Annotated in this window: 16 protein-coding genes; 7 read left to right on the top strand and 9 right to left on the bottom strand. The window is 67.6% G+C overall.

Going from position 1 to position 18,484, the window contains the following annotated elements:
• Positions 1-419 precede the first annotated feature (419 nt).
• A complete protein-coding gene (locus MMB92_RS08270; protein WP_006496978.1) occupies positions 420-752 on the top strand; it encodes a hypothetical protein in 333 nt (110 codons plus the stop codon).
• A 21-nt stretch (positions 753-773) separates the two neighbouring features.
• On the opposite strand, the gene MMB92_RS08275 is transcribed toward MMB92_RS08270, so the two are convergent.
• The 3 genes from MMB92_RS08275 to MMB92_RS08285 form a co-directional block, all read right to left on the bottom strand.
• A complete protein-coding gene (locus MMB92_RS08275) occupies positions 774-1,646 on the bottom strand; it encodes a LysR substrate-binding domain-containing protein (RefSeq protein WP_006483527.1) in 873 nt (290 codons plus the stop codon).
• A gap of 106 nt (positions 1,647-1,752) precedes the next feature.
• Positions 1,753-2,652, bottom strand: coding sequence for a class A beta-lactamase (gene bla, locus MMB92_RS08280; protein WP_034202207.1), 900 nt, complete (start codon positions 2,650-2,652; stop codon positions 1,753-1,755).
• Between the two features lie 211 nt (positions 2,653-2,863).
• A complete protein-coding gene (locus tag MMB92_RS08285) occupies positions 2,864-3,733 on the bottom strand; it encodes a peptidoglycan DD-metalloendopeptidase family protein (RefSeq protein ID WP_006489809.1) in 870 nt (289 codons plus the stop codon).
• A 499-nt stretch (positions 3,734-4,232) separates the two neighbouring features.
• Here MMB92_RS08285 and MMB92_RS08290 point away from each other — a divergent pair, with 499 nt between their 5' ends.
• From MMB92_RS08290 to MMB92_RS08300, 3 genes are all read left to right on the top strand, one after another.
• On the top strand, positions 4,233-5,129 hold the full coding sequence (locus MMB92_RS08290; protein ID WP_006496975.1) for a LysR substrate-binding domain-containing protein: 897 nt from the start codon (positions 4,233-4,235) through the stop codon (positions 5,127-5,129).
• 46 nt (positions 5,130-5,175) lie between these two features.
• Positions 5,176-5,562 (top strand): ester cyclase, encoded by a 387-nt coding sequence (locus tag MMB92_RS08295; RefSeq protein WP_077021519.1) that lies wholly within the window; start codon positions 5,176-5,178, stop codon positions 5,560-5,562.
• Positions 5,563-6,072: 510 nt separating this feature from the next.
• Entirely contained in the window at positions 6,073-8,223 is a 2,151-nt protein-coding gene (locus tag MMB92_RS08300) for a hypothetical protein (protein ID WP_277562642.1), read from the top strand.
• A gap of 83 nt (positions 8,224-8,306) precedes the next feature.
• On the opposite strand, the gene MMB92_RS08305 is transcribed toward MMB92_RS08300, so the two are convergent.
• Together MMB92_RS08305 and MMB92_RS08310 are read right to left on the bottom strand one after the other, a co-directional pair.
• Complete coding sequence (locus tag MMB92_RS08305; RefSeq protein WP_006496972.1) at positions 8,307-9,047, bottom strand: sulfite exporter TauE/SafE family protein; 741 nt, start codon at positions 9,045-9,047, stop codon at positions 8,307-8,309.
• A 131-nt stretch (positions 9,048-9,178) separates the two neighbouring features.
• The gene (locus MMB92_RS08310; RefSeq protein WP_058903229.1) at positions 9,179-10,180 is read right to left on the bottom strand and encodes an aldo/keto reductase; all 1,002 of its coding nucleotides are present in this window, start codon (positions 10,178-10,180) and stop codon (positions 9,179-9,181) included.
• A gap of 141 nt (positions 10,181-10,321) precedes the next feature.
• Here MMB92_RS08310 and MMB92_RS08315 point away from each other — a divergent pair, with 141 nt between their 5' ends.
• Complete coding sequence (locus MMB92_RS08315; RefSeq protein WP_034202203.1) at positions 10,322-11,233, top strand: LysR family transcriptional regulator; 912 nt, start codon at positions 10,322-10,324, stop codon at positions 11,231-11,233.
• 43 nt (positions 11,234-11,276) lie between these two features.
• On the opposite strand, the gene MMB92_RS08320 is transcribed toward MMB92_RS08315, so the two are convergent.
• On the bottom strand, positions 11,277-12,431 hold the full coding sequence (locus MMB92_RS08320) for a porin (protein WP_006489833.1): 1,155 nt from the start codon (positions 12,429-12,431) through the stop codon (positions 11,277-11,279).
• A gap of 380 nt (positions 12,432-12,811) precedes the next feature.
• Here MMB92_RS08320 and MMB92_RS08325 point away from each other — a divergent pair, with 380 nt between their 5' ends.
• Complete coding sequence (locus MMB92_RS08325; RefSeq protein WP_006489829.1) at positions 12,812-13,909, top strand: OpgC domain-containing protein; 1,098 nt, start codon at positions 12,812-12,814, stop codon at positions 13,907-13,909.
• A gap of 61 nt (positions 13,910-13,970) precedes the next feature.
• Positions 13,971-14,909 (top strand): alpha/beta hydrolase-fold protein, encoded by a 939-nt coding sequence (locus tag MMB92_RS08330; protein ID WP_006489813.1) that lies wholly within the window; start codon positions 13,971-13,973, stop codon positions 14,907-14,909.
• Positions 14,910-14,973: 64 nt separating this feature from the next.
• Here the strand turns inward: MMB92_RS08330 and MMB92_RS08335 are convergent, their stop codons facing one another.
• The 3 genes from MMB92_RS08335 to MMB92_RS08345 are packed head-to-tail and all read right to left on the bottom strand — an operon-like array spanning position 14,974 to position 18,404.
• Positions 14,974-16,575, bottom strand: a complete 1,602-nt coding sequence (locus MMB92_RS08335) for a GMC family oxidoreductase (protein ID WP_006489815.1) — start codon at positions 16,573-16,575, stop codon at positions 14,974-14,976.
• Between the two features lie 26 nt (positions 16,576-16,601).
• Positions 16,602-17,135, bottom strand: coding sequence for a sugar dehydrogenase complex small subunit (locus MMB92_RS08340; protein ID WP_277562643.1), 534 nt, complete (start codon positions 17,133-17,135; stop codon positions 16,602-16,604).
• A 15-nt stretch (positions 17,136-17,150) separates the two neighbouring features.
• Entirely contained in the window at positions 17,151-18,404 is a 1,254-nt protein-coding gene (locus tag MMB92_RS08345; RefSeq protein ID WP_227739699.1) for a c-type cytochrome, read from the bottom strand.
• Positions 18,405-18,484 lie beyond the last annotated feature (80 nt).

Below are 18,484 nucleotides of genomic sequence, written 5' to 3' on the forward strand. Positions count from 1 at the left end.
AGTGTCTTGGTGCCGGCCTCTCCAGCCAGGTACGCCTGAACCACTCGACGCCGAAAACGTTCGTCGTACTTCGTCATGAAAAACACCCCAAAGGTTGGATCTAGTCCAACTTTTGGGGTGCAGTTCAATCACGAGCGGCCGTTTTGCTTTCCGGACGACGCTAACCGTTGCCGGCGCAACGGTTACCGCGATCGTTCGTCATGCGATCTTGTCCCATCCGGCGTTTCCCCACCTTGCGGATGCGCAGATCCGGCCTACATTGGTTGAAGCACTGCGCGGTCATTTGCTTATTACCTATATTTTCGTTTTTTGATTCAAGAGGTCCGATGGTTTTGCCGTTTACGCAGATAGCATCGCAGCGTTGACGGACTGCCACCCGAGCGGCCCCGCTGCGACGCGCTTCCTCTCTGGAGCCTGTCATGAAGCATCGCGTGTTCGCCTCGTTCGCCCTGGCTGCCTCGCTTCTGGCCTCGTCCTCGTCATTCGCCGCCGGCGCGTCCGGCATCATCTACTTTTCCGGCATGATCGTCGAGCCGCCCTGCTCGTTCGCGCTCGACACGACCAACGCGGTCCGGGCACACGTGCGCCCCGACTGCCCGCGTCCGGCCGCCGGCCAGATCGCGTTCGTCGACGCGGCGACCCAGCGCTCGCTGAAGACCGCGCTCTTTACGCAAGCCTCCCGCGCAATCGTTTTACCTGACCGTCCGGGCAACGACCATGCACCGATGATCGCCGTCGTGACCTACCAGTAAAGCCCGCCGCGGCGCCGCGCGTCAGTCGCGGTGACGCGCGATCCAGTCGCTGAACGCGCGGATCTTCTGCTGGCTGCCGAGGTTCTCGGGGTAGACGAAGAAGTAGCGTGCGCCCGTTTCGAGCACGATGTCGAACGGCCGTTCGAGCCGGCGCGCGCTCACGTCGTCGTCGACGAGCGTCACGTCGCCGATCGCGACGCCGAAGCCCTGCATCGCCGCGTTCGTCGCGAGATCGAGCGTGTCGAACGTCGGTCCGCGCGCGGGATCGACGCCGCGCTCGCCCGCATGGTCGAGCCATGCACGCCAGTCGCGGTGGTCACGCGTCGGGTGCAGCAGCGTGTGATGCGCGAGATCGCCGACCGCGCCGAGCGGCGACGCCTGCCGCAACTCGGGCGCGCAAACGGGTGTCAGCCGCTCGTCGAACAGCGGCAGCGCGACGACGCCCGGGCCCGGCGACGTCCCGTAGACGATCGCCGCGTCGAACGGCTCGCTCGAGAAATCGACGACGTGCTGCCACGTGGTCGTGATCTGCACGTGGAGATCGGGATGTTCGCCCTGGAAGCGCATGATGCGCGGCAGCATCCAGCGCATCACGCAGGTCGGCACCTTCAGCGCGAGATCGGTGCGCTGCCGCGTGAGCTTCATCGAGATGTCCTCGATCCGCGCGAAGCTCTCGTCGACCACCGGCAGCAACTGCTCGCCTTCGGCCGTCAACGTGAGGCCTTTCGCGTGCCGCCTGAACAGCGGAAAACCGTAATGCGCCTCGAGCGTCTGGATCTGGCGGCTCACCGCACCCTGCGTGATGCACAGCTGCTCGGCCGCGCGCGTGAAGCTGCGGTGGCGGGCCACCGTCGAGAAGATCTGCAGCGCGTGCAGGGGCGGAAGTCGGCGCATGGCGAACGGGAAACGGAAAACGGCGCGGAAGGACCGCGCGCCGACGCCGGCGCGCGCTGACCGACACGATAAGCCAAACGCCGGCTTTGCGCGAGACGCCGGGTACTCAGGCCGTCGCGGTGAGCGCGCCCGCCGCGATGCGCGCCGCCGAGGCGACGACGTCCGCGCGCGCCGCGGCATCGGCCTGCGGCTGCGTGAACGACACGGCCATCACGATCGGTGCGCGCGCCGGCGGCCACAGCACCGCGACGTCGGTCGTCGTGCCGAAGCCGCCGGTCCCGGCCTTGTCCGCGACGCGCCAGCCGGGCGGCACGCCCGCCGCGATGCCGGTCGCGCCGCGCGCGCCGCCGACCATCCACTCCGTCAGTTGCGCGCGCTGCGGTTCGCGCAGCGCGTCGCCGAGCAACAGCCGCTGCAGCGTGTCGACCATCGCGACCGGCGTCGACGTGTCGCGCTCGTCGCCGGGCGCGGCCTTGTTCAGTTCGGGTTCCCAGTGATCGAGGCGGAAGGTGGTGTCACCGCTTTCGCGCGCGAACGCGGTGACGGCCTGCGGGCCGCCGAGCACGCCCATCAGCAGGTTGCCCGCGCCCTTGTCGCCCGACTGCAGCATTGCGGCGCACAGCTGCGCGATCGTCATGCCGGTGTCGACGTGGCTCTCCGTAATCGGCGAGCCGGACACGATTTCATAGCGGCGATACAGGATGCGACGCGGCAGCAGCGATGCGTCGAGCGAACCGCGCGCGAGCATCGCGGCGGCCGCCATCACCGCATACGTACCGCACAGCGGGAAGCGTTCGCGTGCGTGATGCGCGATGCGTACGCCGTTCGACGTATCGAGCGCGGCGACGCCGAGCCGCCCGTTCGAGGCCTTTTCGAGCGCGGCGAGTTCGGCTTGTGCGGTGTGGGCGCGCCCCTGGTCGGCGACCGGCGCGGACGTGCACGCGGCAACGAACGGTGCGGCAACGGCGGCAAGCAACAGCGAGCGGCGTGTCGGAGAGTGTTCCATGAATGAGGTCTGTTCTGTCGGAAACGGTGGCTCGAAGCAACGCGGCCGCGCATCCGCGACGCGCGACCGTTCACGCCGACGGCCGGCCCGCGACGGCATTCGCCGCGCATCCCCGAAAGACGCCCGTCGGCCCCGCGCGATGGCGGGATTCGCATGAACAGACCCTAGCGTAGCAGCGACCGCCGTCGCGTTCCAGCGAAACGGCCCCGCCTCACCCTTGCGACGAAGGCAGGTACGGCATCGGATTCACCGGCTTGCCGTCGCGTCGCACCTCGAACAGCAGCGCGACGCGCGAGTTGTCGAGATCGCCCATCTCGGCGATCGCATCGCCCTGATGCACGATGTCGCCCGTCTTCACGAGCAGCTTGCGGTTGTGCGCATAGGCGGTCAGGAAATCCGCGTTGTGCTGGACGATGATCAGGCTACCGTAATCGTTCAGGCCGGTGCCCGCGTACATCACGCGGCCGTCGGCCGCGGCGCGAACCGGGTCGCCCGGCCGGCCGGCGATCTGGATGCCGCGGTTCTGGCCGGGCCGGAACCCGTCGACGATCTTGCCGGTTGCCGGCCACTTGAGCGCGACGCCGCCCGCATGGCGACGGGTTTCCTTGACGACCTGACGGTCGCTCGCGCTCGATGCGCCGGCCTGCGAAGTGGCTTGCGCGGTTGTCTGCGAATTGCCCTGACTACCCGCCGCGCCATTGCTCGCGACGGCCTGCGTGGCGGCCGCTCCCGCGGGCGGCAACGGCTGCTGCCTGACGATGCGCAGCACCTGCCCCCTGCGCAGCCTGCCGTTCGCGGCCAGCTTGTTCCAGGTGCGCAAGTCGGCCACGCTGCAATCGTTCGCGGAAGCGATGCCCGTCAGCGTGTCGCCGCGTTTCACGACGTACTTCTGCGCGACGAGAATCGGCGCGGGCGGCATCGCGGCGGCCGACGGCGCGGCAGGCGGGCTCGAATCAGCGGGTTTTCCCGCCAGCGTGTCGCTCGGCGGAACGGACTGCGGACTTGCACAACCGGCCATGACGAGCACGGCGGCCAGGCCCGACAGCCACGCCGCCTTGCGGTGAATCTCGCGCGTTTTCATGGACGATCCGACTCCGGTTTGACAATCTTTCAAGCATCTCAAAAACGGAACGGCCGACGTGTAACCGGATGCAAACAATGATGACAAACGATCACGGACCGGATGCCGGCCGGCATTCGCTACCGGTAATACGGTCCGATCCGGAAAAACTTGATGGTGTTTTCGCAGAAAAACGGAAGAATTTTCGTCGCAAAAAACTATGGCTCATTTATTTCAATAGACATGCACCACGACGTTCATCGCCACCACGCGACAAGTTCGGCACCGGCCCACGCGACGCCGATGCACAGGAACAGCAGATGCAGCGCGATCTTGAACGACACGCCCCATGACGAATCGATCTGCATGACAGGCTCCCGGTTGATGTGCGTCCATGATCGACCATCGATCGCGCCCCGAAAATGCGGAAGCGGCGAACCGGGTCTCAGGCCAGCCCTGAGACCGGCGCCGCGGTTCCTGCTAACTTATCGGCCATTCCCCACCCATCGCTCCGCCCATCATGCGCTTCGACCTGACCGACCTGCGGCTCTTCCTGAACATCTGCGAAGCCGGCACGATCACGAGCGGCGCCGAGCGGACACACATCACGCTGCAGGCCGCGAGCGAGCGCATTCGCGGAATGGAGGACGAGCTCGGCGTGCCGCTGCTGCACCGGACCAAGTCGGGCGCACAGGCCACCGATGCGGGCCGTGCGCTCGAACACCACGCGCGCACCGTGCTGCAGCAGATCGATCACATGCGCGGCGAACTGCAGCAATACGGCCAGGGACTGCGCGGCCATATCCGGCTGCTGTGCAACACCGCGTCGCTGAGCGAATACCTGCCCGACGCGCTGGCCGATTACCTGCCGCGCCATCCGAAGCTGTCGATCAGCGTCGAGGAGCGTTCGAGCCAGGAGATCGTCCATGCGATCCGCAACAAGACGGCCGAGGTCGGCATCGTCGCCGATTCGGTCGGACTCGGCGGGCTCGAGCAGAAGCCGTTCCGCGAAGACTGGCTGATCGTCGTCGTGCCGGTCGCGCATCCGCTCGCGTCGCGCGACAAGGTCGCGTTCGACGACATCGCCGGCGAGGACTTCATCGGCCTCACCGACGGCAGCGCGCTGCAGGTGCATCTCGCCGACCAGGCGCGCGCGCTCGGCAGGCGGATCCGCTATCGCGTGCAGTTGAAGAGCTTCGACGCGATCTGCCGCGTGATCGCGAGCGGCGTGGGCATCGGCATCGTGTCGCGGCATGCGGCCGAGCGCGCGATGCAGACGATGGACGTGCGGCTCGTCGAGTTGTCCGATCCGTGGAGCCACCGGAAACTGACGCTCTGCGCGCGATCGTTCGACGCGCTGCCGAAGTACACGCGCGAGTTCGTCGCGTTCCTGTCCGGCGACGCCCCGCCGCAATGACGCGCGTCGCGTTCGACCTGCCCCATCGACTGACGGAGACATGACCATGACCGACACCGATCTCGCCACCCGCTATCGCGCGTATATCGACTGCCTGAACCGGCAGGACTGGTCGTCGCTCGGCGAGTACGTGTCCGACGACGTGATCCACAACGACCGGCCGCTCGGCCTCGCCGGTTACCGCGCGATGCTGGAACAGGACTTCCGCGACATTCCCGATCTCCGCTTCGACATCCGGCTGCTCGCGTGCGAGCCGCCGCACGTCGCGTGCCGCCTTCGCTTCGCGTGTACGCCGACGGGAACGTTCATGGGGCTCGCCGTCGACGGCCGCAAGGTCACGTTCGCCGAGAACGTGTTCTACGAATTTCACGAAGGCAAGATCCGCCAGGTGTGGTCGGTGATCGACAAGGCGGCGATCGAGCAGCAACTGTAGCGCCGTCGAAACGGCGGGTCGGCGCGCACGGCGGGCGGTGGCTGACAGCCCGCCGTGGCAGGTCGAACGCACCTCGACCCTTATGGATAACGTTTTCTTTCAGAAGGCGTCGGAGACCCGCCTCCATCCGATGCGCTCGCCCGCCGCTTCAAAGCCCTTCTCGCGTGCAATGACAGCCCAGCCACCGAGAAAAATCCCCGAGATTTTCGCGTAATTCCGATTTACCGTCCGCACCATTCCCTCCCGTCATTCGGGTTTCTACCGGCGCATCCGATGTGAAAGTTCATTGACATCGCGTCGATCGATGCCTAAATTTGGAAAACGTTTTCCACTACTGGAGCGCGACGCCGGTGACGGCCCGCGCAGGGGGAACGCTCGCGCGCTCGATTTGTGATTCAGGCCGTCCGTCTTCAGGGATCAGGGTTGCAAGGCGGAGGCCGGGTACGGGCATCGTGCGCCGCATCGGCTACATGTGCCCGGCCCTCACCACTATTCAAAACTGGAGACACCATGCATCCGCGCAGCAGATTCACGCTCGGCGCCCTTTCCGTCGTGTTCGTCAGCGCCTGCGGCGGCAACGACGTGACCGATACGCCGCAGCCACCTCCTTCGTCCAGCACGCCCGCGCTCGCGGCGAACTCGCTGCAGGCGCTCGTCTACGGCGCGCCCGACACCAGCGTGCCGGCCGGCACGAACATCCCGGTCACGATGATGGGCCAGATGCGCGCGCTGTTCGACCTGATCCGGAAATCGCCCGATTTCACGCAGGTCGTGATGGATCTCGGCGACGGCACGCCCGTCCACGTGCTCGACACGAATACCGGCGACAAATTCCTGCCCGGCAAGCTCGCGCTCGGCCTGTCGTACATCCTGACCGACATGAAGTCGAAGAACGACCCGCAATACGCAAGCTACCTCGCGACGTACCAGACGATCACGACCGCGATGATGGCGCAGTCGGGCAGCAACTACACGTATGCGAACACGTCGTGGGGCGAGTACTACTACCTCGTCGCGCTGAACAACCTGAAGGCGCACGGGATGCTCAACGAAGTCTTCAGCGACGCGATGCTCGCGACGCTGCAGCAGCGGCTCACCTTCTGCGACATGTTCGGCCCCGATGCAAGCGGCAAGACCAGCACGTGCCCGGCCGCCGGCACGCCGATCGACATCGCGTCACTCAACACCGCGCAGAACTACTATGCGGTGTCCTACGGCATTGCCGGGCTGCGCCAGAAGCTCGGCTGGAGCAGCCCGTCGTTCGCATCGAAGACCGACCCGGCGGTCGCGACGATGAACGCGCGCGACGCACTGCTGTACACGCTGACGAACCACATTCGCAACGACTCGTCGGGCGGGTTCTCCGACGAAGCATCGAACACGCACACGACCTACTACGACCAGGCGCGCTTCGACCGCTACAGCACGCTGCTGTTCGGCGAAGTGGTCGAGCGCACGTTCGAGATGGGCAACGAAGCGAACCTCACGCCGGAGCTGAAGGGCTATCTGCGCAAATCGGTCGACCTGATCCTGCCGCAGCTGAACCCCGACGGCCAGGGCTTCAACTACGGCCGCTCGATCGGCCCGTACGGCGATTCCGCGTTCATGGAGGTGCTGACGGCCGCGGCCAATGCCGGCGTGCTGACCGACCGGGAGAAACAGGTTGCGTACGCATTCATCTACCAGGCCGCGCGTCGTTTCGACACGTACTGGTACGACCCGTCGCTGCCGACGCCGTCGGTGAACATGTGGGTCAAGGGTCGCGGCACCGACACGTATCGCGGCAAGCCGCGCGTGATGGGCGAGAACTTCAGCCTGTTGCACCAGTACCTGTACGTGAACGCGTGGTGGAACAAGCTCGGCTTCGGCGGCCAGGCGCCGATGGCCGATGCCGACTACCGCGCGTGGCTCGACGCGCTGCCGCGCTACACGCTCACCTGGTACAACCAGCCGGGCGATGCCGCGCATCCGTACAGCGCCGCGCTGCTCACAGTGCGCGACGGCCGTCGCGTGATCAACCTGAATCTCAGCCAGGCGCCCGACTACAACTCGTACACGCCGTATTACCCGGTGCCGTTCTCCGACAAGCTGATCTACGGCACGACCGACCTCGGCTATGCGCTGCTGGTGCCGCAGGTGACGTACAACGCGAAGACCTACATTCCGGTCACGTACTACAGGAACCTGAACGTGCAGCAAGGCAACGGCCAGGTGATCGTGTCGTTCGATACGACGAAGTTCCGGCTCGCGTCGAAGAACGCCGCGTACACGACGGATCTCGACCTGCAGGTGCACACGGTGCTGACCTTCGCGCACGGCTCGGTCTCGCGCAGCGATACGCTGAGCTCGGGCACGCTCGCGGGCAACCTCGCGGTCGAGACGGATTTCACGTCGTTCGCGGATTTCGCGTCGACGCAGGCCAATGGCGACGGCGTGTCGGTGACGTACGCGAACAGCGCCGCGACCGGCTATGCGGCATCCGGGTTCGACACCTGCGCGCTGTCCGCCTTCGACACGGTGAACGGCGCGACGAATCCGTTGTCGACGACGCCGGTCGGGCAACTGCATTCGAACTTCGCGTGCACGACGAAGCCGTTCGCACTCGGCGCAGGCGCGACCCGCACGGTCGGATGGACGCTGAAGTACGCCGATCCGGCGTGAGCAGGGCAAGCACCATCCCGTGACCGTTCCCGAAGCCGGTTGCCGAAACCGGCTTCGGGATCATTCAGCATCCGGGCGCGCGCTCACCACCACCCCGACCCCGCCATATACGCGCCGAGCGCGATCAGCCCGACGAAGAAGCAGCGCTTGAACGTCTTCTCGCTCATCACGCGCCGCGCATATTGCCCGCCGGCCATCCCCGCCAGCGCGGGCACGAGCGCGAGCGCCGACACGCCGAGATCGACCGTCTGCAGCGCGCCCGTCACGCGCAATTGCAGGCCGAGCACGATCGTCGACGCGGTAAACGACAGCCCGAGCGCCTGGATCAGATCGTCCTTCGACAACCGCAACGCCTGCAGGTACGGCACCGCCGGTACGACGAACACGCCGGTCGCGGCCGTCACGACGCCCGTCAGGTAGCCGACCACGGCCGACAGCCATTTTTCGTGGCGCCCCGGCGCGGGCAGCCGCGCGGCCGCCAGCCCCCACAGCCCGTAAAGCACCAGCACCACGCCGAGCGCCGCGTGCGTCCACGTGCTGCCGGCCGCGAGCGCCGGCAACCCGCCCGTCAGCGTGCCGACCGTCAGGCCCGCGAGCAGCGGCCACAGCCGGCGCAGCAGCGCGCCGAACGACGGGCCGAGCCACAACTGCCACACGTTGGTGATGAACGACGGCACGAGCAGCAGGCTCGCCGCGGCCGACGGCGGCATCGCGAGCGTCAGCAGCCCCATCGCGATCGTCGGCAGCCCGAGCCCGATCATGCCCTTCACCGCGCCGGCCAGCAGGAAGACCAGCACGATGATCGTCAGCGTATGAATTTGCATGGCAGGCATTCCGTCCGTTGAGTACGGCGCCGATGGTGCCTGCCCGCCATGCCGCCCGCCATCTGGTTTTGCCTGAGGCTGGCTCGGGCCCGCCCGCCGGGTCTGTCAGCCCGGCGATTCGACCCCGTGGATCACCCCCGGCCCTGCTCGCTGTCGAGGTGGGCCATCTGAGCGGCCGGATAACGCTCGCCGGCAGCCGCCCCGGCGGGAACCGCCGCTTCGATGCGGATGAGATCATTGACCGTTAGTTGCAACTCAGTCGCCAGCAAACCGTCCTGCAGTTGCGAGCGCTTGCGGGCGCCGACCAGCGGCACGATGTCGGTTCCGCGCGACAGCGCCCAAGCGATCGCGACCTGCGCCGGATTGCTGCCTTTCTCGTCGGCGATCGCGCGTAGCGCGTCGACGAGCGCGAGGTTGTGCGCGAGGTTTTCGCCCTGGAAACGCGGGCTCGCCGCGCGGAAGTCGCGCTCGCCCTGCCGCGCCGCGGTCCAACGGCCGCCCAGCAGCCCGCGCGACAGCACGCCGTAGGCCGTCACGCCAATGCCGAGCTCGCGGCATACGGGCAGGATCTCGGCCTCGATCCCGCGCGACAACAACGAGTATTCGATCTGCAGGTCGGCAATCGGCGCGACGGCCGCCGCGCGGCGGATCGTGTCCGCGCCGGCTTCCGACAGCCCGATATGGCGCACGTAGCCGGCCTTCACGAGATCGGCGATCGCGCCGACCGTTTCCTCGATCGGCACCGCCGGATCGACGCGGGCCGGGCGATAGATGTCGAGGTAGTCGGTGCCGAGCCGCTTCAGCGAGTACGCGACGAAGTTCCGGATTGCCGCGGGCCGCGCGTCGTAGCCGGCAAACCCGCCGGCCGGATCGCGCAATGCGCCGAATTTCACGCTGATCCGCACCTGGTCGCGCGTGCGGCCGCGCAGCGCGTCGCGAATCAGCATCTCGTTGTCGCCCATGCCGTAGAAATCGCCGGTATCGAGCATCGTGATCCCGTGGTCGAGCGCCGCGTGCAGCGTCGCGATGCTTTCGTCGCGGTCGGCCGGCCCGTAGAAATCCGACATCCCCATGCAGCCGAGTGCGATCGCCGATACCTGCGGGCCCGTGCGGCCCAGTTGACGCCTGTCCATGTCCGTTTCCTTCAAATGGTGAGTGGATGAAACGGATTCTGGACGCGCGACGCCGCGCGATAAACGCGAAACGCTCCACCAAACCATTCGACGCTGATTAACAATGGAGCCTGGTTTCCTCCCGCCAAGGTTCTCGCCCGCATGGATCATCTGCAAGCAATGCGCATCTTCGCGCGCGTCGCCCATCTCGGCAGCTTCACGAAGGCGGCCGAGCAACTCCAGTTGCCGCGCCCGACGGTCAGCAACGCCGTCCAGTATCTGGAAAAACACCTGAAGATCCGGCTGCTGCAACGCACGACGCGACGCGTCGCGCTGACCGCCGAGGGCGCGACCTACTACGAACGCTGCGTGCAGTTGCTGGCCGATCTCGACGACGCCGAAACGCTGTTCGAGGATGCCGGCGCGTCGCCGCGCGGCGTGATCCGCGTCGACCTGCCCGAACGGTTCGCGCTGAACCAGGTGATTCCGGCGCTGCCGGATTTCCACGCGCGCTACCCCGACCTGCGCGTCGCGATCAGCACGACCGACCGCTTCGTCGATCTCGTCGCGGACGGCATCGACTGCGCGGTGCGGGTCGGCGCGCTGTCCGACACGTCGCTCGTCGCGCGGCGCGTCGGCGAGATGGCCCAGATCAATTGCGCGTCGCCCGCCTATCTCGCGCGCCACGGCACGCCGCGCTCGCCGGACGATCTGCCGGACCACGTCGCGGTCGGCTATTTCTCGAGCCGCACGGGCCGCGAGCTGGACTGGGAATATGCGGACATGGATTCAGGCGAGATGCATACGGTGAAGATGCACAGCGTCGTGTCGGTCAACAGTTCGCAAGCGTATCTCGCGTGCTGCCTCGCGGGCCTCGGGCTGATCCAGGCGCCGCGCGACGGGCTCGCGCCGCTGCTCGCCGACGGCTCGCTGGTCGAGGTGCTGCCGGAATGGCGTGCCGGGCCGCTGCCCGTATCGGTGGTGTTTCCGACCGGCCGGCATCTCGCGCCGCGTGTGCGGATCTTCGTCGACTGGCTCGCGGAAACGCTCGGCGGCCTGCGCCGGGCGGACTGACGACGGTCGTACCGGGGGCCGTGCGCCCCGGCACGACACCCGGTCAGAACTTGTGACGGATCGCGGCGCGCACCGAGAACTGGTTCGCCGACGCGGACGGGCCATCCGTCCCGACGACATAGCCGCCGTCGGCCGCCGTGCCCGTCTTGTCGCCGGCCACCTTCTGCCATGCACCCTGCAGGTACACGTCGGTGCGCTTCGACAGGCTGTAGTCGGCCATCAGGCCGACCGTGTGGTACTTCGGCTTGAACGAGCCGGCCGCCGCATCGTACTTGCCGTCCGTGTACACGTACTGCGCGCCGAGATAGAAATCGGGCGTGAGCTGGTACTTGCCGTTGACCTCGAAATTCTGGAACTTCGTCGCGGTCAGCCCGAGGCCGGCGAACGTCGACGCCGGCAGGTAGACCGTCGATACCGGGTTCTTCACGTCGGTCTTCGTATAGACGAAGCCGACCGTGGCCGGGCCGAACGTGTAGTTGACGCCGCCGCCGAAGATGCGCAGCCGGTCGGCGACGAAGTTCGCGTCGTCGGCCGCGATCGCGCCCGCGCTGCCGATGCCCGGGTTGTTCGCCTGCAGGTACGCGGCCGCGACCTGCAGCCCGGCCAGCGAATACTGCGCGCCGATGCTGTACTGGCGGTTGTTCGAGAAGCCCGTGCTGTTGCTGAAGCTGTACGTGCCGCCGAACGTCAGGCCGTTCCAGTCGGCGCTCGCGTACTTGACCGTGTTGTTGACGCGGAACGAGTTGTCCGTGTTGTCGTTGTCGAACGGGTGCGAGAACAGCGTGCCGCCCCAGTTGCCGTTCGCGGTCAGCGGCGCGAGATAGTCGACGACGGAATCGTACTGGCGGCCGAACGTCAGCGTACCGAAGCGCGATTCGGACAGCCCGACGAACGCCTGACGGCCGAACATGCGGCCGCCCTGGCCGAGCCGGCCGTTGTTCACGTCGAACCCGTTTTCCAGCGTGAAGATCGCCTTCAGCCCGCCGCCCAGATCCTCGCTGCCCTTCAGGCCCCACCGGCTGCCCTGCGCATACCCGCTCGCGAGCTGGTAATTCGTCTTTCCGACCCCATTGACGTTGACGTTGTTCGTGTAATTGAAGCCTTCGTCGATCAGGCCGTACAGCGTCACGCTGGTCTCGGCAAAGGCCGGCGCGGCGAAGGCAGCGAGCGCGGCGGCAAAAATGACGTGCTTCTTCATGACGGATCTCCGGAGCCGAGGGCCGGGCAGGCCGAGCGCCCGGCGAATGTTGGTCTGTTGTATGTGTGGCCCGCAGGGCGGACGACGCGGTGTGCGGCCGCGTGAGGACAAAATGGTGTCACGTCGGAAACCGTCCGTCCATCGGGTGCGGGTCGTCGCATGCAAAGCGTTGCGCTCGCCCAACTGCGCCGTTGCGCGGACAGCCTGACCGGGCTTATCGGCAGCGGCAGGCCGGACCGACATCCGCGTAAACCCGGCAGGCGTCGCTTCGATGGCACAATGCCCATCCGTTCGCCATTTCTTCACGAAGTCATGCTTCACCCCGATTCATGCGCGGCGCGTGCCGGCCGTGCACGCGGCCCGCGCCGGAAGGCGCTCCGATGACCGCGCCGGCCCGGGCCGGCCGCTACGCCGAGCTCGATTTCTTCCGCGGCCTCGTGCTGCTCGTCATCGTCGTCGACCACATCGGCGGCAGCATCCTGTCGCGCGTCACGCTGCACGCGTACGCGCTGTGCGACGCGGCCGAGGTGTTCGTGTTCCTCGGCGGCTTCGCGACCGCCATTGCGTACAACTCGCTCGCCGAGCGGCACGACGAGGCCGCCGCGCGCCAGCGCTTCATCCGGCGGGCGTTCGAGATCTACCGCGCGTTCCTCGTGACGGCCGGCCTGATGCTGCTGATTACCGCCGCGCTGAATGCGTTCGCGATCGACGGCCCGAACATGCCGACCAACGATCTCGACGGGCTGCTGCACAAGCCGCTCGCCGCGCTGCGCGACATCCTGCTGTTCCGCCGCCAGCCGTACCTCGCGTCGGTGCTGCCGATGTACGCGTTCTTCGCGCTGCTCGTCCCGCTCGCGCTGCCGCTCGCCCGCACGCAGCCGTGGCTGATGCTCGCGTTCAGCGGATCGCTGTGGTACGCGGCGCCGCACGTCGCGCGCTTCTTGCCGACCGTCGAAGGCGCGCCGTGGGACTTCAACCCGTTCGCGTGGCAGTTCCTGTTCGTGCTCGGCGTGATCGCGCGCTGCCAGCCGGTCTACCAGACGCTCGCGCCCCGGCCGCAGGGCTGGCTGCTGACGGCCGCGTCGCTCGCGATCGTCGCGGCCGGCGCGTACTACCGGCTGCGCATCGAGCCGTTCCCGACCGATCCGTCGATCAAGCAGAATCTCGGCGCGCTGCGGCTCGTGAACTTCCTCGCGATCGCGTGGCTCGCCGCCAAGCTCGTGCACCTCGGCTGGATGAAGAAGGTCGCGCACGCGATGCCGTGGATCGGCACGATCGGCCGGCAGGGGCTGCTGTGCTTCGTCGCGGGCACCGGCATCTCGCTCGCGGTCGATTCGCTGCTCTACCAGGCGACCGAAGGCTATCTCGACGTGCCGCTCGGCCTGACCGCCGACGCCGTCGCGATGGGGCTGCTGTATCTCGTCGCCAAGCTCTACGGTCCGCTCGTCGCGCGGCTGCCGTTCCGTTCGCGGCCATGACGCGCCGCGCCGTCATGCGCCGCTGCTACGATAGCCGGCGCCTCCCCTGAAACGATTCGCCATGCGCCGACTCGCCCTTCCGTTCGCCCTCGCCCTGATCGCCGGCGCGATCGCCACCGCCCATGCCACGCCGCCGGCACCGGCGCCCGCGGCATCGCCCGCGCAGCCGCCGGCCGTCCAGACCGCGACGACCCCGTCGACCGCGCAAGAGCCGTCCGTCAATCCGGGCAGCAGCGTCGTGCTGCGCACGTTCCGCTCGGCGTCGCTGAAGCGCGACTGGTCGTACACGGTCTACCTGCCGCCCGGCTACAACCCGGAAGGCGCGCGCTACCCGGTGATGTACCTGCTGCACGGCAACGCGGGCAACGCGAACGACTGGGTCACGCAGGGCCGGCTGCAGGCCACCGCCGACACGCTGATCGAGCGCCACGACATCCCGCCCGTCGTGATCGTGATGCCGCAGGGCGGCACCGACTGGTACGTCGACCGCAAGGAGAAGATGCAGAGCGCGTTCCTCAACGACCTGCTGCCGGAAGTCGAAGCGCACTTCGCGGTGTCGAACCAGCGCGCGGGCCGCGCGATCGGCGGCGTGTCGATGGGCGGCTTCGGCGCGCTGCGCTTCTCGCTGCTCGAACCGGGGCTGTTCTGCGGCGCGATGCTGCTGAGCCCCGCGATCTATGCGAACGAGCCGCCGCTCAATTCCGCCGCGCGCTACGTCGGCGTGTTCGGCGATCGGCAGTTCGATTCACGCGTGTGGCACGAGTTGAACTACCCGGCGCTGCTGCGCGGCTATTTCGCGCGCAGCTGGCGCGTGCCGATGTTCATCGCGGCCGGCGACGACGACCTGACGATCCAGGCGGAGTCGAGCGTGCTGTATACGCATTTGCGCCGCGCGCAGAATCCGGCCGAACTGCGCATCGTCGACGGCGGGCATACGTGGGACGTGTGGCGCGGGTTGCTCGGGCAGGGGTTGAGGTATGCGTTGGAGTGTGTGAAGTAAAACGGGGCTGAACGCGCCCGGGCACGGCGCCAGCACGTGCGCGATGCCGGCCGCCCCGCGTGCGTCACACCTCCGCCCCAATCGTCTTTGCCATCCTGAGCGCCAGCGCATACCCGGTCAGCGTCGGATTGACCACCGACGAACTCGGGTGCACGGCCGTGCTCGCGATGAACAGGTTCGGATGATCGTGCGTCCGGCAATCGCGATCGACGACCGAATCGGCCGGATCGTTGCCCATGATCGTCGTGCCCATGATGTGAGAACTCGGCACCCACGCATGGATGTCGTTCACGATCTCCGTCGCACCGAACACCTGCTGGAAATCGCGGTAATCGTCGAGCACTTGCGACGCCGCACGCAACGAATAGTCGTACACGTCGTAGTCGGTGCGCGGCGTCGGCAAACCGAGCGCATCCTTGCGATCGCCGAGCGTCACGCGGTTGCGCGGGTCGGGCAGGATCTCGACGTAGCTCGCGATCTTCAGATAGCGCGCCGCGTCGTGGCGGATCCGTGCATCGAGCGCGTCGCCGACGACACCTTGCGCGATCAGCCGCCGCGTGACGATCTCGTTCGGCACCGTGTTGTCGAGAAAATGCCGGATCGCGCCGTGTTCGCGACGAAACGCGCCGTCGCGCCGCGTGTTGATGCTGCCTTGCTGGGTCGGACCACGCCCGGCCCACAACGGTTCGCGCGCGAGCATCGCAATCGCGCGGCCGGTGTGTCCCATCATGTTGCGGCCCACCTGGCCCGACGTGTTCGCGACATCCGACATCAGCAGCAGCTTCGGAATCTCGACACCGTGCGCCGCGAGCACGAAGGTCCGCGCGGTCAGGCGCGTGCTGTTGCCATCCGGCGTCATGTAGTGGATCGCGGCGATCTTGCGATTCTCGCCGCGCTCGATCTTGTAGACGACCGCATTCGTCAGCAGCCGCGCGCCCTGCGCGACGGCGCGCAGCACCGGACGATCGCCGGAGAATTGCGCGCCGATCGGGCAGATCGGCGCGCAGTTGTTGTTGCCGGCGCAGGTCGGCCGGCCCTCGTAGGGCCGCGTCGCGCGCGCGTTGGGCTCGTCGACGAAACGATGACCGATCGTCGCGACCTTTTCCGCGACCTGCTGCGTCAGGTACGACCACGGCTGCTGACGCATCGGGTAAGGCTTCGAGCGCGGCGGGAACGGCGCACCGCCCTGCCCGCTCTGGTCGTCGGTGTCCGAGCCCGACACGCCGATCTGTTCTTCCGCGAGCTGGTACCACGGCTCGAGCTCGTCATAACCGATCGGCCAGTCGCGCCCCTGCCCGTACAGGCTGTGCAGCCGGAAATCGTTCGGCAGCATGCGCCACGTCGCGCCACCCCAGTGCCACGTCGTACCGCCGACGAGCCGCAGGAACGACGGCTTCTGCAACACCGGGCCGACACTGTCGATGTAGCGATCCGAATAGCGGCCGGTGGACGACTTCGGCGCCCACGGCAGATCCGGATACGGGCCGTTGTAGTCCGACTTGTTGCCGTAGTTGCGGAACGCGCGAACGAGCTCGGCCCGCTTCACGTCCGGCCCCGCCTCGATCACGATGACGGACTTGCGTTGCTGCGTCAGCGACTGCGCCACGGCGCCGCCCAGGATGCCCGCGCCGATGACGATGACGTCCGCGTCATAGGAACTGCTCATGATTTCGATCCTCGTTCGAAGGCGGCTCAGCCGGCGTCGGTGGCCGGGCGTGCGGTCCAGTACTCGGGGCGCGCGCGGATGTAGGTTGGAATGACCGTGACGTCGGAGGTCGGCTCGAACATCAGCGCGGTTTCGTAGCCGACCATGCGCGCCTGCCCGCCGTGACCGACGCTGCCGGTGTAGAAGGCTTCGATGATGGCCAGCGCCGTCGCGCGCAATTCGGGGGCGGCGACGCCCAACGTGCGCACGAACGTATCGACCGGCTGCGTGCCCGTGCCGATCGCGACGGCCAGCGCGCGCAGCCGTGCGGGGAATTCGCGGTCCTGCTCGACGAGGCCGTCGTAGACCGACTGCACGTAGCGCGACGGCAGCGCCGAGCGGCGCGTCAGGTACGCGGCCACTCCGGCAAAGTCCCGCAGCGGCACGGCCTGCGGCGCGGTGGCCGCGCGCGCGATCAGCATGCCGGCCGGCAACGCGGCGGCAAGCGCCGCACCGGCCGACAGCTTCACGAGCCGGCGGCGCTGCACATCCGGTGCGCCGCTCACATCGAAATCGTTCATCGCGTGCCTCTCCTGTCAGTGGGCGGGCGCCGTGCGAATCTTCGCGACCTCGGCCGCGCTCACGCGGGCCCGGCCGTTGCCGAATCGTTCGCTCAGGTAGTTCACCAGCGTCACCACTTCGTCATCGTCGAGTTCGGTCTGGAACGCCGGCATGAAATAGTGCGTGGCGCCGTTGTTCACGCTCGCGCCATGCATGACGACCTGCAGCAGGTTCGACGCGGTGGCGGTGCCGACCGCGCTATTGGCGAACAGCGACGGGAAAAAGCCGTCCGTCGTGCCGGCGCCCGTCATCCCGTGGCAGCTCGCGCAATGATCGAGGTAGAGCGACGCACCGGCCGGCGTCTGCCCGCCCGCGGCGGCCGCGGCGCGGATCGCGAGGTAGTCGTCGGCGGGACGCCCCTGGGTCGAACGCGGTGCGGTATCGGCGCCCTTCGCGGCGGGCACGGTCGACAGATACACGGCGATCGCGTTCAGATCGCGTGCGCTCATCCGGCTGAAGCTGTGCTCGACCGCCTCCGCCATCGGGCCCGCGGCCTGCGCCTTGCCCGGGACGTTGCCGGTACGCAGGTACTGGACGATTTGCGCGGTCGTCCACGTGCCGATGCCCGCGTCGCGATCGCGCGTGATGTTGAACGCCTGCCAGCCGGCGAGCGGCGCGCCGGCGAGATAACCGACGCCGGTTTCGTCGTACGCCAGCTCCTGCATCCCGATGCCGCGCGGCGTATGGCAGGTACCGCAGTGCGCGGCGCCCTGCACGAGGTAGGCGCCGCGATTCCACTCGGCGTCGCGCCCGGGTTTCGGCACGTACGCGCCTTCGCGCAGATACAGCGCGTTCCAGATCTTCAGCGGCCAGCGTACGGTCAGCGGCCACGGGAAATCCGGCGCGCGGTTCGGCTGACGCACCGGCGCGACGCCCTGCATGAAGTACGCGTACAGGTTCGCGATGTCGTCGTCGCTGAACTTCGTGTACGACGGGTACGGCATCGCCGGGTACAGGTTGCCGCCGTCGCGCCGCAGCCCCTTGCGCAGCACGTTCGCGAAGTCCTGCTCCGAGTAGCGGCCGATCCCCGTTTGCCGGTCCGGCGTGATGTTGGTCGAGTAGATGTTGCCCATCGGCAGCGGCATCGCGAGACCGCCCGCGAACGGCTGACCGCCCTGCACCGTATGGCACGCGACACAGTCGGCCGCGACGGCCAGCGCCTTGCCCGCGGCGACGCGATCGGCCGCCTGCCCGGCCGCCGACGCGGAGGTCGCGATGAGGAAAAGCACGACAAGGGCGGAAAGGCCGGGCAAACGCATGGAAATCGTTCCTGGAGGAATCCGGTGGAAAAAGCGGTTTCGGGCGCTTT

The sequence above is a fragment of the Burkholderia sp. IO2 genome (assembly GCF_029522185.1).
GTDB classification, from domain to species: Bacteria; Pseudomonadota; Gammaproteobacteria; order Burkholderiales; family Burkholderiaceae; genus Burkholderia; species Burkholderia cenocepacia.

Coding starts and splice junctions, on each gene's coding strand:
- MMB92_RS08270 (WP_006496978.1), top strand. CDS start 420: ATGAAGCATCGCGTGTTCGCCTCGTTCGCCCTGGCTGCCTCGCTTCTG.
- MMB92_RS08275 (WP_006483527.1), bottom strand. CDS start 1,646: ATGCGCCGACTTCCGCCCCTGCACGCGCTGCAGATCTTCTCGACGGTG.
- bla (WP_034202207.1), bottom strand. CDS start 2,652: ATGGAACACTCTCCGACACGCCGCTCGCTGTTGCTTGCCGCCGTTGCC.
- MMB92_RS08285 (WP_006489809.1), bottom strand. CDS start 3,733: ATGAAAACGCGCGAGATTCACCGCAAGGCGGCGTGGCTGTCGGGCCTG.
- MMB92_RS08290 (WP_006496975.1), top strand. CDS start 4,233: ATGCGCTTCGACCTGACCGACCTGCGGCTCTTCCTGAACATCTGCGAA.
- MMB92_RS08295 (WP_077021519.1), top strand. CDS start 5,176: ATGACCGACACCGATCTCGCCACCCGCTATCGCGCGTATATCGACTGC.
- MMB92_RS08300 (WP_277562642.1), top strand. CDS start 6,073: ATGCATCCGCGCAGCAGATTCACGCTCGGCGCCCTTTCCGTCGTGTTC.
- MMB92_RS08305 (WP_006496972.1), bottom strand. CDS start 9,047: ATGCAAATTCATACGCTGACGATCATCGTGCTGGTCTTCCTGCTGGCC.
- MMB92_RS08310 (WP_058903229.1), bottom strand. CDS start 10,180: ATGGACAGGCGTCAACTGGGCCGCACGGGCCCGCAGGTATCGGCGATC.
- MMB92_RS08315 (WP_034202203.1), top strand. CDS start 10,322: ATGGATCATCTGCAAGCAATGCGCATCTTCGCGCGCGTCGCCCATCTC.
- MMB92_RS08320 (WP_006489833.1), bottom strand. CDS start 12,431: ATGAAGAAGCACGTCATTTTTGCCGCCGCGCTCGCTGCCTTCGCCGCG.
- MMB92_RS08325 (WP_006489829.1), top strand. CDS start 12,812: ATGACCGCGCCGGCCCGGGCCGGCCGCTACGCCGAGCTCGATTTCTTC.
- MMB92_RS08330 (WP_006489813.1), top strand. CDS start 13,971: ATGCGCCGACTCGCCCTTCCGTTCGCCCTCGCCCTGATCGCCGGCGCG.
- MMB92_RS08335 (WP_006489815.1), bottom strand. CDS start 16,575: ATGAGCAGTTCCTATGACGCGGACGTCATCGTCATCGGCGCGGGCATC.
- MMB92_RS08340 (WP_277562643.1), bottom strand. CDS start 17,135: ATGAACGATTTCGATGTGAGCGGCGCACCGGATGTGCAGCGCCGCCGG.